Below are 16,857 nucleotides of genomic sequence, written 5' to 3'. Positions count from 1 at the left end.
TCATTTAAACTATCGACAGTGATTTTCTGTTATGTAATTAGCGTCGATTAGGATGCAATTGGTGAACACCGCTTAATGCGTCTGGTGGTATCTCAGCACAATAGGCGCTACGTTAACGGCGGATTCTGTTGCATGGTGTATTCCCACCCCGTAGCCGCCAGAGTCAACGCCGACGTAAAACAGACCCTGTATCGGCGCATTGGGCGATGGTTTGCGGCTGCCGCATTGGCCCACAATCTGACCGAGACCGATGCACTCACCACCCTGACCGGGGACTACGCTGTCCCGGGTGACCCGGCTAACGTCGGCAGTGGTGTAGTCCTCGCGGCGTATTATGTGTTTGCGGAGCTCTGGATTGAACCTGGTTACCTGTTCATCCAGCGCGTCCAGCCACCCCTTCATGTTTTTCATTTTGGGGTCGGCTGGGCATAGTGTTGCAGTCAACACTACTTGCTTGCCCTTGGGTGCGAGTTTGGGGTCGAAGCCCGATGGGTTGAAGACAATTATGAGCATATCCTTGGGGATCTCACCCGCCTTGGCTTTCACGTAGCGTTCCATATTCCACCAGCTGTCGTCAGAGTAGATGATATAAGCACTATCTTCAAATACTACCTTGTTTAAGAAGTAACGGCTACCCATAAGTCCCAGCGACGGAACCAGCTCCCTGATGTGGTTGGCGTAGCTCTTGTCGAAGTGCTCCTCCCCCACCAGCTTGAGTACAGTAGGCTGGATACCAGCGTTGCTTACAACGATTGGCGCCTTAAATGTGCCTTTATCGGTGTATACCCCCTGAACCCGGCCGTTTTCGACAATGATTCGCTCCACCCTGGTGCGCAGGCGCAGTTCACCCCCGTCGCGTTTAAACGCTTTCATGAAAGTTTCAAATAACTGAGCCTGACCGCCGATGAAATAGGCCGAGCCCAGCTTGGTGGTAAAGTCGTTCATTGTCTTGGCCATCTCCGAAGCGGCAACTAAGTCGATAGGCTCCACGAAGAGGATATTGACCATTACCGCCAGGTAGCTATACACGGACTGGGATACATTATGGCGGGTGAGGAAATCGTGGAAGTTGACATTATCAAGGGCATCCATCTCCGCGGGAGTAAGGGCAGCCATGTCACTGAAAAGACGATTGACCTCCTCCGTTTCCTCCTTGGAGAGCCTTTCGGGAATCATGAAGGGAGGTACAAGTATGAAGCTCTCGTATTTCTTTGATTTGGCGGGGCGGTATAGGAAGCCGCCACCCTTAGCGGCGGGCACCAGTTCAGACATTTTAATCTCCACCCCCAACTCGGTTGCCACCTCCTGGAACTTGGTGTTGAGCATCGGTGTTGCCAGCACCGGCCAGAGCTCATAGGTAAAACCGTCTTTATTCATGTTTAGCGATTTACCGCCCACCCGGTCGTTCTTATCCAGCAGCAGGGTCTTCACGCCCCACTTCTGCAGCAGGGCGGCAGAGGCACAGCCTCCGGGTCCGGCTCCCACTACGATGATGTCATATTTTGGAGCTGCCATGATGAACCTCCTCACTTTTAAGCGTGTTCGCACTTATAGTGGCATACCCTTGGCACGGGCAGCGGCCACGCTTTCGGGTACTGGCCACCATTTCTCGATCCCGCAGTCCTCGGCTACCTTATCAGAGACGCAAACTCCCGGCCCGAAGGTGACCAGGCCGCCGGGGTAGCTGGATGCTCCTCCTAGATAGAGGTTCTTTATCGGCGACGTATTGCCCGAGCACTCATCATTGGGTCTCAGGTAACCCATCTGCAAGACAACGTAGGCTCCCTGCTTATATGATCCATGAACCATATTGGCAAACTTGTTCTCGATGTCGGCAGGGGTGGTCATATTCCACCACATCACCTTGTCCCGCGTCATATTCGGGGCATATTTCTGCAGCACCGCAATCTGCTTCTCGGCACACTCCTCTTTGAACTTCATGCTCAACCACTTGTTCTTGTTCCCATCGAGATTGTACGGGGCCATCTGCGAGATGAGACCCGAGCAGCGGTTCGGTGGCGCCTGGTATGGATCGTGGATGCTGGGGAAGCAGCAGTTGAAGGCGGGGGTATCAGACAATTTCCCCTCGCGCATCTCATTCCAGTGCTTTTTTAGTTGATCGGTGCTTTCGTAGCCCAGGACGTAGACGAAGGCCTTGTTCAGGTCCGGGTTGTTTGCCGCCGCAGTGAACTGTGGTGGCTCCTCGAGAGCCAGGTGCAGGTGGTTCAGGCTCCAGTGCTCCCACTCCCACCCGGTAACTTTTTCCACGAAGTTTGGCTCCAAGTTGTTTTCGCCGACAAGCTGTAGGAATGTCTGGTGTGGGTCGATGGTGCTGATTACCGCCTTGTTGGCTATGTAGGTGGTGCCGTCCTCCATCTCTACACCCTTGGCCGTATCGTTGTCTACGATAATACGCTTGATCTGGGCATTGGTGAGGATCTCCCCACCATACTCCAGCATGAACTTGGTCAAGGCGTTGGACAGGCGGTGAGACCCTCCCTGGCAGAGCCTGTAATTGGTGGCGCGGTTGATGAGCATGGGTACCATGAAGCTTGCCCCGGAGGCGTCATAATCGAGGCCCCAGTGGCAGCCGACATAGAGCATCAGCGTTTTAACGATGTCGTTCTCGAAATGCTCATCGATGATCTCCTCGGGGGTCATCTCGACGTATTTATTGATCTCCTTGCCCACCTCGCCGCTCTCTTCCAGCTGTATGGTTTGCTCCAGCGGCGGCATTGGTGGACAATAGGTGGCTGGACCGATGAAGTCATTAGTAACGTTGTAGAACCGCTGGCTCATATCGCGGTAGCTGTCAGCATCCTTTTGCGAGAACTGGGCTATCGACTGGCAGGTCTTCTCAACGTCCGTGTAGAGGCACAAGCTTCTGCCATCAGGGAGCGGCAGGGCGAACTGGAGTTCGGGGCGGATGAACTGGAGGCCATATCGTGACTCTACCTCGAAGTCCACCAGGGGAGGGGCATAATCCACCATCAGGTGGTAGATGGCGTGGGTGTTGTGAAAAAAGTCCGGCAGCGTTATCTCCTCTGTTGCCAGCCCGCCACCTACTTCAATCCTCTTCTCCAGCAGTAAGACCTTCTGGCCCGCCTTGCTCAGGTAGCAAGCAGCTGTTAACCCGTTAGGGCCAGCCCCGATGATTACTACGTCGTAATTCTCCTGCATTTTTCCTCCTTGTCCTTTACATATTTACCTTTATATTTAAGGCATTATTATCGCACTACATTAATTCGATCTCATGGCAGTCAGGGTCGACTATAAGCTTCGGCTCGGTCAGGCTCTGCACTTCCTCCGGAGTCCATCCCGGGGCCACTTCTTTAAGTACCATCCCCTTATCGGTCACCTCGATAACGGCGATGTCGGTTATCACCAGGTTGACGCACTCGAGCGTAGTTAAGGGATAAGTGCATTTCTTTAAAATCCGTGGTTCACCTGTTTTGGTGACGTGGTTCATTAAAATTATCTTTCTTTTAGCTCCATAGGCCAGATCCATAGCGCCACCGATTACCCCGATCTTCCTTTCCGGGACCATATAGTTAGCCAGATCGCCCTTCTCAGAGACCTGAAAGCCCCCCATGACGCTGACGTCTAAATGACCCCCTCGGATCATGGTGAATGATTCCGCATGGCCGAAGCAGCTCATTCCCGGTCTGGGGTGTACTGTTTGCCCGCTGGCATTGAGCAAGTCTGGATCGCCTTCGCCGGGGGCGGTTACCTCACCGAAGCCAAGTATACCGTTCTCGGATTGGAACAGTACCTCTCTACCGGCAGGAATGTAGTTTGCGCATAAAACCGGTATCCCGATACCGAGGTTGACGGAATCTCCATCCTGAAATTCCTTGGCTGCTCGAAGGGCTATGGTCTGTCGGTCCAATTTGAATTTTTCTTCCATGGCTATCTCCTTATGCGCTCCCCCGTTTCAGGAACTTGTCATGTGAGGCCTTGGCTTCCACGTCGATCTCCTCCTCTTCACCGCCGTATTCTTTGGGGCGACACACTACCCTATCAACATATACACTCGGTGTGACGATTTCCTCTGGGTCAAGCTCACCAAGTTCTACAATCTCATCAACCTCGGCTATTGTTACCCTGGCGGCACCTGCCATAGTCTCATTGAAGGTCCTCGAGCTCCCTCGATATACCAGATTACCCCAACGGTCCGCTTTATGCGCCTTAATCAGGGCGAAATCAGCTTCTAGAGGAAGTTCCAGTATATACTTCTTGCCATTGATAATCTTAGTCTCTTTTCCCTCCTCTACAACTGTTCCCACTCCCACCGGTGTATATATGCCACCCAACCCGGCCTTGTTTGCCCTGATACGTTCTGCCAGTGTCCCCTGGGGGACCATTTCCAGTTCTACTTTTCCTGCCCGTAGCAGTTTCTCGAAGTTGTTTTCAAAGATGGCGCTCACTGGAGCTGAGGCGATAGACTTCTTTATACGGCCGTTCCTTACCAGGATATCCATATCTTCAGCGAATTTATAACCCATTAGCTTCCACACGCCGGATCCGAAACCTGTGGTATTTGATATGGTGGTGAGGTTCTTCACGCCCTTTCTGTCAAGTGCTTCCATAAGCAGGCTGGGACAGCTGGCCACCGTGCCGAAGCCGCCCACCATTATAGTGGCACCGTCTTGTATATCGGCCACCGCTTCATCGAAGCTGGCGACTATCTTGTTTATCGGCATAGGCTTCCTCCTCCATATTTTAGGTGGCTGCTTGTCTCATGGTGTGATAGCGGCGCACCAGGCGAGCTCCCTTCATACCCGATTCCCCTGACTGGTGAGTGCCCATGCCCCTACCGCCGGCATCGGCGCCAACGATGAAAAGGCCGGCGATGGGTGTTTTCTGGGATGGCTTGTGCTTGCCGCACTGGCCGACTATCTGTGCCAGACCAACGCACTCACCCCCTTGCCCCGGTAGCACGCTATCCCGCGTTGCCGCTGATACCTCGGCTGGTCCTGTGGCCTGCCTTTCGAAACAGGCGTCCATGAACCCGGGAAAGATTTTATCCAGCATCTGGTCTATCTTGTTATTCTGCATCTCTATCTCGGGGGCCTTAGGGTCAGGAGAGCAGATGGTGCCGGCGATAATGCACTGCTTATCCGCTGGCGCCATGCTGGGGTCGTAGTTGGATGGGACGGTGAAGAACGCTAGTACTTCCTCGGGGACATGGCCGGACCTGATCTTGAGGAATCGCTCCATGTTCAACCATGTCTCGTCGGCATAGATCATGGCCATCTGCTCTTTCACCACTTTCTTATTAAGGAAGTACCTCACTGCTGTAAAGGCCCAACCGGGGACCAGGTCTTTTATATAGTTAACATAGCCCCTGTCGAACTCATTCTCACCCACCAGCTTCAAAATGGTGGGCTGGATGCCTACGTCGCTAACCACTATGGACGCGTCGAAGTCTCCCTTATCGCTAGCTATCCCGGTTACGCGGCCGTTGGAGACTTTTATCTTTTCCACTCTGATACCCATTTTTATATCCCCGCCGTTGGCCTTGATGTAATCGGCAATGACATCGAGCATTCGCCCGAAACCGCCTTTATAGTATCCGCCGCCCCCGGCGGTGGCGATATGCTGCATGATCGCTCCCTGCTCTGAGGCGGCTACGAGGTCGATGGGCTCTGCCAGGGAGCCGTTAGCTTGCATACAGAAGAAGCTATAAACGCCCCACGGGACATTCCGCTGCTTCAACCATTCATCGAAGGTCATATCGTCCATGGCGTCAAGCTGCTCGGGGGTGAGGAAGGCAAGCTCGGCAAGTGTCGGAATAGCCTCCTCTCCTTCCTTTTCATCCAGTCCCCAAAGGTCAAAAAGTGGTTTGGGGTCCTGCCCCGTCTGCCCCAAGACTGCGGTCTTGTACTTATCTGCTGACTTGTGCCGGTATGACATCGAGACCTGCTCACAGGGTATAGCGCCTAGTTGATCCTCGATGTCCAGCTCAGCGTACAGTTGTGGGAAGGCAGATCCGGTCATCGGCACCTGGAGCTTGGGCTCCAGGTCATATTTAAAGCCGTTGTGCTCCACGGTTATCGCCTTGCCGCCGGGTATCGTGTTCTTGTCCACGAGCAGTGTCTTGAGGCCCCATTTACACAGGAGAGCGGTGCAGCAGAGGCCTCCGGGGCCTGCACCTACTACGATAACATCGTATTTATGATTCGCCATAAAGCTCCTCCATTTGGACTGTAAGGACACGTTCTATTTTGGATTCGCCTTGCCCGAGTCCTCCAGCTTTTTCATGATACAGTTGAACTGCTGGAAAAGAGACTCCGGCTCCTCTTTTCCCGGCTCCTGCCACGGTCCCGGCAGGTTCATATCCTTGGCGATTGTTTTGTAGCAGTTGTAGGACTCGGACGAACCGGAGTTTGCCCCCAGGTGCCATGCGGCCCCGGTAGCGTACAGGTTCTTTATGGGGGTGCGATGGTTTGCCAGCTCTGGGGTTGGCCGCTTGTCCTCACACTGATGCGGCACCCGGTCGAGGACTCCTATAGAACTATCAGGCGCCAGGTTCTTCATCCGTAGGTGGTCGTAGGGGCTATTAGAATCGACGCCGATGATATTGTCCCATGTCATGTTAGGGGCATGCCGCTGCCAGACAGTTATCAGGTCCTCGGCGTACTTCTTCTTTATCTCCAGCCACTCCCTCTCGGTGTGAGCTCTGACGGGTGGCCCCAGCTGCTCGTTGTTTGCGGTATGGAACCCCGGTGGCGCGTAGGAGGGGTCAGGTATGCTATGGCACCATACTGTAGGGCAGAAGTCCTCAAGCGGGGGGAACTTTTCCAGCCTGGCCCAGTAGCACTCCCGGGCAACGTGCATGGGGTCGTTATCCTCGGCTAGCCCCATCCAGTATGCATCATGTATATCGGGATTGAACGCTTCAGCTTCATACTTGGGCGCATCGTGTATAGCAAACGTATACCACATCAGGCAGCCGAAGCCGGTCTCCAGGAGCTCGATGCGCCGTGCCAGCACGTCGTCGATGTGTTCCCTGCCGATCAGGTCGAAGCAGAGCTGCTCTGGGTTTAAGGTGCTTACCACAAGCTTGTTGGCCTTGATCTCGCTGCCGTCGGTAAGACGGATGCCTTTGGCTTCGCCATTCTCGATGAGCACCTTTTCTACATCTGCACCGAGGAAGAATTTTGCCCCATCGCGGACCAGGATCTTGTGGGCGGCATGGGCTACCTGGTGCGTCCCTCCTTTAATGAAGGCTACGGATGGCATCATAGCGGCGTAACCGAATGTCCAGGCACCGGCCCCGGTTTGGTTGACATCCATTGTTGATGAGAGTACAAATCGCAGGTTGGTGTACTGTAACTCCTTACTTTCCCAGCATTCCCGTGCGTTGTGAACGTGCGTAGCCGACATAAGGAGCGAATCCGGGTTTATACCGGGACCACATTCAACGAGCCCTGGATACACCGCAAGCTGCCGCCCACCAATGCCAGGGTCGAGAGCGCGGACCTCCGCGGGGTTGAACATCATGTCCATCTGAACGTGCTGCATCTCACGGCTGAGCCATAACTTCCTCATCTTAAGCCACTTCTCGGCGTCCTTCTCAGAGAAACGGGCGATCTCCTTAGCCGTGCGCGTCTGGTCCATATCGTATTTTTCGCTGTAGATGCCCAGGCAGGTCTGATTATTTCTAAAAACGGCGCCAGAGGCGCAGATATGCTGTTCCAGCTGGGCCCCATAGTCCCAGAACTCGGGCCAGTCACGCCACAGGGGAAGATAGTAGAAAGGTAACTGTATCTGGGCGTGGGTGTTGCCGCGGAAGCCCGGAGCGGCGATCTCCTCGGTGGCGAGGCACCCGCCTATCTCATGCCGCCTTTCAAATATGCCTACGCTCATATTGGCATATTTAAGAAGGTACATGGCAAGAAATAATGCCTTATTCCCCCCGCCAACTATTACTGCATCAAAGGTCTCATCAGCCATCGAAATCTCCTTCCATTTAGATTAAACGAGCATTATTGGAGAGATTGCTGAAATATTCTTTATCAATCCCTAATCCTCCATTTGGGAGAACTTTTGAAACTGCCCCGATACATCGGGGAGACCCCCGACCCCGATTATATCGTGGCACCTCTTTTTCAGCAGTCTCTTAGAAACGGCATCATAGTTTAATTACGCTTTTAATTGCCTCACCTTTTTCGAGCGCCTCAAAGGCTTCATTAACCTGCTCCAGCTTATAGCTCTTGGTGATGAGCTTATCGATGGGGAGCTTACCTGCCATGAACAAATCGATGTATCTTGGTATATCGATTTGGGGTACTACATCGCCCTGGGTGCTCCCGGTCATAGTCTTGCCGAGGAGGAAATGAAAGGGAGCGAGGGTGAGCGTATCAGCGAGCGGGGCCATTCCGGCTACTACGCAGGTGCCTCCCATGCGAATTGAGCCCAGGGCTTGCACTATAACGTTCACACTCCCTACAGACTCAATAGCGTAATCTGCCCCACCACCGGTTAGCTCGGCAACCTTCGCCAGGGGCTCTTCCTCGGATGCCTTGATCACATAATCGGCCCCCAGCTCTTTGGCCTTGTTCAGTTTGTGATCCGACCTGGAAACGGCGATGATCGTGCCAGCGCCCGCCAGCTTAGCTCCCATAACGGCACTCAGCCCTACGCCGCCACAGCCATAGATAACTATGCTTTCGCCAGGCCTTACATGTGCTGTATTTATCGCGGCGCCAATGCCGGTGCTAACGCCACAGCCGAGGACACACACAACATCTAGAGGGGCATCCTCCCGGATCTTTATTGCTGACCGCTCATGCACCACCACTTTCTGGGCAAAGCAGGCAAGGCCGAAAAGGTGATACAGCGCTTGATCTCCCTTATGTAATCGTATTCCTCCACCGGGTAGAGTCGCCATCATCTGAATAGGCAGGTTCTCCACGCACAGGGTGGGCCGACCCTCGTAACAGCGGGGGCATTTGCCGCACGAAAACGCGATGTTGAGCAGTACATGGTCGCCGGGCTGAAGGGTGGTTACCCCAGGCCCTACTTTTTCCACGATGCCAGCTCCCTCATGCCCCGGTACAAAGGGCGTGGGTTGTGGCATATCGCCATTCATGAAGTGAAGATCGCTGTGACACACTCCTGAAGCCACAATTTTTACCAGCACCTCGTTCTGTTGTGGGTCATCGAGAGAGACATCCTCAATCTTTAATGGGGTCTTGATCTCATACAGTACCGCTGCCTTCATTGCTCATTTCCTCCTTTTTATTTTTATCTATAAACCTGATCTTCCAGGTTTCCTTCCTTATTTGGTTTATATATATTCAACCGAACATCCCGCCCCCGGCTCCCTTGGCACTTTCTGGATTGTGCAGTACGTCTTCATCTATCAATCGCTTGATCTCCTCATCCGACATATTCAGCAGGTCACGGCATATCTCCTCGGTGTGCTGGCCCAGCAGGGGAGCTGTAGTACTCTTTAGTGGAGGGGTGCCTGACATTCTGAACGGTACTCCGGGGTAAAGCCTCTTCCCCGATACCGGGTGGTCCAGCTCTACTATTGCACCATCCCATTTAAGCTGCGGATCAGCTAGGGTGTCAGGGGCACGCTGTACTTCCCCGGCAGTTACGTGAGCAGCCTGCAGGGTTTCCATTACCACATGCGCATCCAGCGTTGCCGTCCATTCACCAACCTTTGTATCAAGCTCGTCAACATTTTTAAGTCTGCCCAGCAGGTGGGAAAACTTGGGGTCTTTGGTCCAGGAAGGATTGCCAATAGCATCACAGAAGCATTGCCACTCGTGATCGGTGAATACAGCTATAGTACACCATTCGTCTGCACCCTTGCAGGCGTAACAGCCATGGGGGGCTGCGTAGGGGCATCGATTCCCCATAGGCCCAGGGATCCTCTTGTTGAAGGTGTAGTCCAGGTAGTGTTCACCAACGAGGCTGGCCGCAACCTCGGTCTGAGCCATATCGATGAACTGCCCTTTGCCGCTGCGGCGCCTGTAGTCAAGTGCAGCCAGTGCTGCTATTACAACATGTTTGCTGGCCATGTGGTCTGGCCACGGCGAGTTGGAGCCGACTGGATAGGGGTCATCCGGTTGAGCCCAGATCGAGAGAACGCCGGAGGCTGCTGAGAGCATCGGGCCATAGGCCTGGTAGTCGCTGTAGGGACCTCCCCCGCCGAAGCCCTGGCTGCTGATATAGATAATCCGGGGGTTAAGCTTGCTCACGTTCTCGTAATCGAACCCCAGACTTTTCATAACGCCGCCACGGAAGTTCTCGGCCAGGATATCAGCTATCTTGACGAGTTGACCGACGATCTCTTTGCCCTTTTCTGTCTTCAGGCTTACGCCAAAGCTGCGCTTGCTCCGATTCGCTTCATTGAACTGGCCAATGTTATTGATATCGGGGCCGATAGTCCTCATAAAATCGAGGTTATCCTTAGACTCTATCTTGATAACGTCAGCCCCTAACTCCCCGAAAATCTTACCCGCATCGGGAACAACACCCCCGGTGCCGAAGCTTAATATCCTAACATTTTCTAGAGGAAGCACTTCATTCTCCTACTACAGTACTCCGCCACCCCTGAGGGCGGCAAGGTCATCTTTTGAGAGGCCCAGCTCCTGGCAGTAGACCTCATCGTTATGTTCTCCGAGGCATGGAGCGGGGCGTTTCATAACCGCTGGTGTCTCTGTCCACTTGTAGGGTGGCCCGGGGTAGTCAGCCTTGCCAGCTACTGGATGGTCAATCTCTACAAAATAATCTCTAGCTTTGGTTTGTGGACTATTATAGAAGTCCGCTATGCTTAGGATGGGGGCGATAGGCACTCCCTCGCGGCGACCTGCTTCGAAGAGCTCAAGCATGGTGTGTTTCTCGGTATGCTCCAGCATGAGGGCGTACAGATCATCGGCATTGCCGATTCGGTACATGAAATCCCGCCATTCGGGCGTTTTAAGTATTTCGGGGTTACCCAGCACCCGTACCAGGGCATCCCATTGCCGTGGGGTCAGGGCTATTATCCGGATAAAACCATCCTTGCAGGGGTAAACCGGGTAGATCTGGGCCCCCATTCTGGTCTCAGATGTCGGTGGCGGCCCTCCTGGATTGAGAGCGTAGGAAAAGTTTGGCACTATCCAGGGATAGAGCCCCGTGCGCGAGGTTACGTGAACCGATGTATCAATGTACTGCCCCTGCCCGGTTACGCCGCGCATGTAGATGGCAGCCACTATGGATACGCCAGCATGGACCGAGGCTGCATCGTAAGCGGGCGATCCAGGTAGAAGACATGGCTCTTTTCCAGGGTAGCCGCTGGTGATCATCACGCCGCTCATGGCGAAATCAACCAGGTTAGAGCCCTTGCGATCCTTATAAGGGCCTGAGTGTCCAAACTCGGTGATGCTGGCCATGATAAGCCCGGGGCTTATCTCGCTGAGCACCGAATAGTCAAGACACAGGCTTGCCATATAGTCCGGAGGCGAGTTCTCCACTAGGACATCGGCTGTCTCGACCAGGTTCTTCAGGATGTTCCTGCCCTCGAGAGTATCTAGATTCAGTGTAATACCCCGCTTGTTGGCGTTGCGATGGAGAAAATACAAGCTCTTTTCAGGATGAGGTACGTCATCTACGAAGGGAGGAATCGCACGTGCCGTGTCCCCTTCGGGCCGCTCGATCTTGATGACATCCGCGCCCAGATCTGCCAGCAGCTTGGTGCAGTAGGCACCCCTGCCATCGGTTAGATCCAGTACTCGGTATACGCTTAGTGCACCTTCCCGTTCATTTGTCACTGTGGAACCTTTTAATTGTCCTAATATAAGGGTTTGAAGTATTTAATATCCATAATGCTGGCCACACGCTCATCACTGAATACCGCCTGAACCCTCATGCCAACCCTTAGTTGCTCGGGGTCAACCTCGCCCAGCATGTGAACCAAGCCGGTATCAGCACCATCCAGTTGAATGATGCCGTATACGATAGGAGGATCAACCGGCTGGATAGGCTTTGGCTCGTATTCAATTGAATAGGTGAGCACGGTCCCCTTATCGCTTACCTCAACCCACTCATCGAGCTGGCCAAAGCAATCCTTACAGATAGACCTGGCCGGGACGTAAACGCGATTACATGTGGGGCACCTCGTGCCCATAATTTTCTTTTTATCTCTCAGCCCTATAAGAAAACGGCTCCCCACAGCGCCGGCGGAATAACTGTTCGGAATCTTTATCTGCCCGTGATAGATCCAGACATCCATCCCCTCCAGTTTCTCAGTCACTTTCGCCATCTCTATAACCTCCTACCCCTCAATCGTCCTGAAGTACAGGATGTCCTGTACTCCCTGGCCACGCTCCTCATAATCTTCTTTCCAAACGGCCTGCAACCGCATCCCCGCCTTCAGCTTCTCCTTGTCTGTCTCTTCCAGCCAGTGCCTGTAATAAACTCCATTGTCCAGAAGGATGATGGCGGAAGGGTATGGGTTGGCCCATTTCTCGCCAAAGTGCGGGTCCCACAGCGGATAGACGAGATAGGTGTACTGGTATAAAGTGCCCGTCTGGGGCAGTTCGACCCAGTCCCAGCCCATATCAACCTTGCACTTGGGGCAGACCGGCGTCGGCGGCAACCAGATCTCCTTGCACTGGGGACACCGGTTGCCCACCAGCTTCTTGCTTTCCTTCGCCTCTGCATAGACCTTGCCCAGGTACTTGCCGGTGGACCAGTTGTAAGGCCGAGGTGCATTATAATTTATACGAATATACTCAGGTTCATCTACCCTTTTCTTCGGGGATTCCTTTGACATTTGATTGGCCTCCTACAACGACCTCTTAAGCAAGAACATCGCTGTCCAGTTGGGCCCACCGAGAGCGGTGGCAAGGGCAGACTTGACGTCCCTGGTTACCTGGTGCTCACCGGCGTCCCCCCGAATCTGGAGAGCAGCCTCAGCTACACGGATGACCGGCGTAGCACCGATGGGATTGGTAGCTATCACACCACCGGAGGGATTTACCGGGAACTCTCCCTCTATCTCGGTTATCCCCTTCTCTATCAGCTTCCAACCCTCGCCCACATCACAAATGTGAAAATGCTCATAGAGATTCATCTCCTCCCAGTTGGAGGGTTCGTAGATCTCAGCCATATCGATTTGTTTTCGAACGTTGGTAATTCCATTCCTCTTATACAGCCTCTGGCAGGCCACATGCTGGGTGTAGGTTTCCTTGCCGGTTGGATCGCCAAAGATACCGGCGCGGAAAGGTTCCTGGTGCACCACCTCGAGATCCGCGATCCAGACCGGCTTTTTGTGAATCTTCTTGGCCCTCTTCTCCGAGGCTAGTATAAGGGCACAGGCACCGCAGGATTGAGGGCAGAAGTCCATCAGCCTGAGCGGCCATACCAGATATGGCGACTGCAGTACCTCGTCTATGCTCTTAAGCCCGAGCTTCAGGTGGGCATGCGGATTTCTGCATGCGCCACGGTCCGCCTTAAGCCGCACCATAGCGGCATGCTCTTCCTTGCCCCCTGATGTCTCCATATAGGACAGTGCCTGTTTGGCAAACTCGCCGATGGCGCCGGTTGCTGCGCCTTTAGCCCACGTTGGGACAGCGGCAGCCGAAATAGCAGCGGTGGTATCGCCGCAATCCTGCTTCTCAAAGCCAATGGTCAGGGCAATGTCGTATAGGCCCGATGAAACCATATAGAAGCCCTCAGCGACGACCGAGCCGCCGGTTGTACCACCTGTATTAACTTTGAAACCTGGCTTGCCGAAGGCTCCGACTTCCGCGGCCATCCCGTGATCGGGGAGAAAGATACCTTCAAAGGTCTCCATATTGCCCGAGAAAACAGCCTCGATGTCATTAATGCTAAGCTGGGCATCGGCCAGTGCGGCTCTCACTGCCTCAGCAACCATCTCCGGCTGGTTCACATCGTTGCGCCTGCCGGTGTGGTACGTTTGACCGGTCCCTACTATAGCCACTTTGCCAGGCATATCTCACCTCTCCCTACATATTACCAAGGATCATCACCGCTTGATGCTGCCCGCAGATGCCGGTATAACCGTGGGTAAGGGCGACCTTAGCCCCCTTTACCTGCCTAGCGCCAGCATCACCACGAAGCTGAAGTACCGCCTCAGCCACGCGGGCCATTCCTGCCACACCATTGGGGTTGCCTGGAAGTACTCCTCCCGATGGGTTAACCGGGAGCTTGCCACCCATCCTTATCACTCTGGAATTAACCAGTTTTCCTCCCTCACCCCGGCCACAGAAACCGAGACCTTCCATCCACAGGGGCTCCTGGTAAGAGTATTCCGTCGATATCTCGGCAACGTCTATCTGCCTCAATGGGTTGTCGATTCCGGCCATGCTGTAGGCCTTCTTGGCAGCCTTCACCAGGGCATCACAATCGGCCAGTTCCCTGTCTCCAAGGTAGTGCGTCTCGTAGCAATTTGATGCTCCCAATATCCAGACCGGCTTCTTGGCGAGCTTCTTGGCCTTCGCCTCCGTCGCCATAATCATGGCACATGCGCCATCCGATATCGGCTTGGTATCCAGGAGCCTGATGGGGGATACCAGCATCTTCGAGCCGAGAACATCATCCACCGAGATATCCATGGGCTCCTGAGCGAATGGATTGTTCTTGGCATTAGCGCGGTTCCTTATAACCACACCGGCGCACTGCTCTGCAGTTAAACCGTACCTGTACATGTAGCGTTTCGCCTGCAGGGCAGCGGCTGAGGTAAAGTCCAGGCCTAACTGCCTCATGAGAATGGCATCGAAGGCAGCGTTTTCGATCAGGCTCTTGTCACACTGGGATTCCTTGGTATGTGCTTCAACCAGTACGATGTCCTGGTGCCCGGAGAGTATCTGTCCCATGGCTGCGTAAACGGCATTGATTCCATCCTCAGAAATATTGTCCTCATGTCCCAAATGCGCGCCCACAACGTGCTGGATGTTCATGCTGGATATGGTCCTGCCGTCCCAGAAGTCCTGAGAACAGGTTACCGCAGAGTCCATATCGGAAAGGGTCAACCCCGTCTCCTCCAGCACTTGCTTTATCGCCTCATAGGCAAGTTCCTCTTCATTTACATCGGCTCTATTGGGGCTATATTTGGTCTGAGCGACTGATACGATTCCTATTCTTTCGGCCATAACGATTTCCCTACTATTACTCTTTTACCCAGCGTTGGGGGCCGAAATCGGAGGCCTCTTGCTCGCTGAGTAGTATGGAAAAACCATCGTCGCAGTAACGCTGGGTTGATTTGCGGTCCATATCCTGTACCGAGCGACAGGTTGCCTTGGTAATGATGAGAGCCGCTGCGCGCATGCTGCCGATCTTTCTCGCCATCTCCTTGGCCTTATCAAGGTACTGCTCCGGAGGCCAAAACTGGTTAGCGAGGCCAATGCGGTGGGCTTCCTTGCCATCGATGACATCACCGGTGCAGCATAGCTCGATGGCCTTGGAAACACCTACCCGCCACGCCATGTTTGCTGTGGCACCTGCGCCGCCGATCCACCCCAGGTTCTTTACATGCATGTCACTTATTTGGGCCGTTTCCGCGGCGATGATGATATCACAGGAAAGTGCCAGTTCGATACCGCCGGCAGTGCATATGCCGTCGATGGCGGCTATTGAGATCTTGGGCGACCAGGCGATCTTCTCAAAGGTGGGAACCATTGCTCCCCTGGGCTGGCGGAGGGACCAGAGGGTCTTTGCTATTGAGTATTGTGCTTTTGGGATCCGGGCTGATGGGGCATCGGGAGCCTCTTGAGCCGCTTGAGTGCTCTCGGTCTGGGCGAATTGGCCGCCCGAAATAAAACCTGCCATCTCTTTAACATCAGCTCCAGCACAAAAGCAGGGCCTTCCATCAGGCCTTGGAGCGCCGGTAAAAACGAACGCCTTTATCTCATCATCGTTGTCGATAAGGTTCATTGCGTGATCCAGCTCAACCCACATCTTCACGTTTAGTGCATTTAGCGATTTGGGTCGGTTAAGCGTGACGAGACATAACCCGTCTTCCTTTTCATACTTGATGGTCTCGTATAGCATAGAGAAAATCCTCCCTTTATTCCTCCATTATAGCGTCCGACATTTGGTTACTATATCACCCCTATATGCTGGAACCATCATGCTCTATAACGAGCCTGCGACATAGAGTAAATGCTTGAATAAATTCCCTCACCAGGCTTTCAAAATCGCACAACACCTCCCCTCTTGGGCTTAAGATAAGCTTCACCGTAGGCTTAATTCCCCGCTTCAGTAAGAAGGTCGTTTTTAGATAACAAGCTCTAATGCCGACCACTATCTAGCTAATACAAGCCTAATTTAGCCCACTGCGATATTGGCCGGGTCGGCTATTTCATATATGTCTTAGTGAAACGCTCCATCTCACGAGTAGGTTTCCACCACTTCTTAACACCCATGTCCTCGGCCACCCTGTTAGCGGCGAGGTAGCCCGACCCGCCGAGTACAAGTCCACCCGGATAAGAGGAGACCCCACACACATATAGGCCATCGATGGGTGTGGCGTGGCCGGAGCATTCTATATTGGGGCGGAAGGTATTTAGCTGCGTCGGCCGATAGTCGCCGTGCTTTATGGAGCCGCGGCGCATGTTAGGGAGCCGGATCTCGATGTCCACCGGGGTCTCGGCGTTGGTCTGTATGACGTTGTCCTTTGTGAAGTTTGGAGCCACCTTGTGCCATTTATCAAGAATCGCATCCTGCAGCTCCGGGGAGCGTTTCTCCCACCCCCCCACGATGTCGTATGGAGCGTGCATCTGGAAGAAGGAGACCTCCCCGCCCCAAGGGGCATAGACGAGGTGAGGGTCCCAGAAGCTCTCACAGGTGGAATGCCCGCCGAAGTTCTTGAGGTCGATATTACCCGCCATGACA

15 protein-coding genes are annotated in these 16,857 nt (G+C 53.8%); all 15 read right to left on the bottom strand.

Annotated features, from left to right (window positions below; translation table 11 throughout):
• Positions 1 to 72 precede the first annotated feature (72 nt).
• Positions 73 to 1,515 carry an NAD(P)/FAD-dependent oxidoreductase gene (locus tag VMX96_05520; protein HUU63363.1) on the bottom strand — a complete coding sequence of 481 codons (1,443 nt, stop codon included), beginning with the start codon at positions 1,513 to 1,515 and terminating at the stop codon, positions 73 to 75.
• Between the two features lie 33 nt (positions 1,516 to 1,548).
• The gene (locus VMX96_05515; protein ID HUU63362.1) at positions 1,549 to 3,180 is read right to left on the bottom strand and encodes an NAD(P)/FAD-dependent oxidoreductase; all 1,632 of its coding nucleotides are present in this window, start codon (positions 3,178 to 3,180) and stop codon (positions 1,549 to 1,551) included.
• A 55-nt stretch (positions 3,181 to 3,235) separates the two neighbouring features.
• The gene (locus VMX96_05510; GenBank protein HUU63361.1) at positions 3,236 to 3,907 is read right to left on the bottom strand and encodes a 3-oxoacid CoA-transferase subunit B; all 672 of its coding nucleotides are present in this window, start codon (positions 3,905 to 3,907) and stop codon (positions 3,236 to 3,238) included.
• Between the two features lie 10 nt (positions 3,908 to 3,917).
• Entirely contained in the window at positions 3,918 to 4,703 is a 786-nt protein-coding gene (locus VMX96_05505) for a 3-oxoacid CoA-transferase subunit A (GenBank protein HUU63360.1), read from the bottom strand.
• A gap of 19 nt (positions 4,704 to 4,722) precedes the next feature.
• The gene (locus VMX96_05500; protein HUU63359.1) at positions 4,723 to 6,189 is read right to left on the bottom strand and encodes an NAD(P)-binding protein; all 1,467 of its coding nucleotides are present in this window, start codon (positions 6,187 to 6,189) and stop codon (positions 4,723 to 4,725) included.
• Between the two features lie 33 nt (positions 6,190 to 6,222).
• Entirely contained in the window at positions 6,223 to 7,959 is a 1,737-nt protein-coding gene (locus VMX96_05495; protein ID HUU63358.1) for an NAD(P)/FAD-dependent oxidoreductase, read from the bottom strand.
• A gap of 178 nt (positions 7,960 to 8,137) precedes the next feature.
• Positions 8,138 to 9,229, bottom strand: coding sequence for a Zn-dependent alcohol dehydrogenase (locus VMX96_05490; GenBank protein ID HUU63357.1), 1,092 nt, complete (start codon positions 9,227 to 9,229; stop codon positions 8,138 to 8,140).
• A 76-nt stretch (positions 9,230 to 9,305) separates the two neighbouring features.
• Entirely contained in the window at positions 9,306 to 10,541 is a 1,236-nt protein-coding gene (locus tag VMX96_05485) for a CoA transferase (protein HUU63356.1), read from the bottom strand.
• Positions 10,542 to 10,553: 12 nt separating this feature from the next.
• Entirely contained in the window at positions 10,554 to 11,771 is a 1,218-nt protein-coding gene (locus tag VMX96_05480; GenBank protein HUU63355.1) for a CoA transferase, read from the bottom strand.
• Positions 11,772 to 11,791: 20 nt separating this feature from the next.
• Complete coding sequence (locus VMX96_05475; GenBank protein HUU63354.1) at positions 11,792 to 12,262, bottom strand: Zn-ribbon domain-containing OB-fold protein; 471 nt, start codon at positions 12,260 to 12,262, stop codon at positions 11,792 to 11,794.
• Positions 12,263 to 12,274: 12 nt separating this feature from the next.
• Entirely contained in the window at positions 12,275 to 12,775 is a 501-nt protein-coding gene (locus tag VMX96_05470) for an OB-fold domain-containing protein (protein ID HUU63353.1), read from the bottom strand.
• Positions 12,776 to 12,787: 12 nt separating this feature from the next.
• The gene (locus tag VMX96_05465; protein HUU63352.1) at positions 12,788 to 13,957 is read right to left on the bottom strand and encodes a thiolase family protein; all 1,170 of its coding nucleotides are present in this window, start codon (positions 13,955 to 13,957) and stop codon (positions 12,788 to 12,790) included.
• A gap of 13 nt (positions 13,958 to 13,970) precedes the next feature.
• Positions 13,971 to 15,116 (bottom strand): thiolase family protein, encoded by a 1,146-nt coding sequence (locus tag VMX96_05460; GenBank protein ID HUU63351.1) that lies wholly within the window; start codon positions 15,114 to 15,116, stop codon positions 13,971 to 13,973.
• 16 nt (positions 15,117 to 15,132) lie between these two features.
• A complete protein-coding gene (locus tag VMX96_05455) occupies positions 15,133 to 16,014 on the bottom strand; it encodes an enoyl-CoA hydratase/isomerase family protein (protein ID HUU63350.1) in 882 nt (293 codons plus the stop codon).
• Between the two features lie 305 nt (positions 16,015 to 16,319).
• Positions 16,320 to 16,857 (bottom strand): hypothetical protein (locus tag VMX96_05450; GenBank protein ID HUU63349.1); only part of this gene is annotated, 538 nt, incomplete at its 5' end.

Source organism: Dehalococcoidia bacterium (genome assembly GCA_035528575.1).
Lineage (GTDB): Bacteria > Chloroflexota > Dehalococcoidia > E44-bin15 > E44-bin15 > DATKYK01.
Note: the sequence above shows the minus strand (reverse complement) of the source record. Positions and strands in the feature narration are given on the sequence as shown.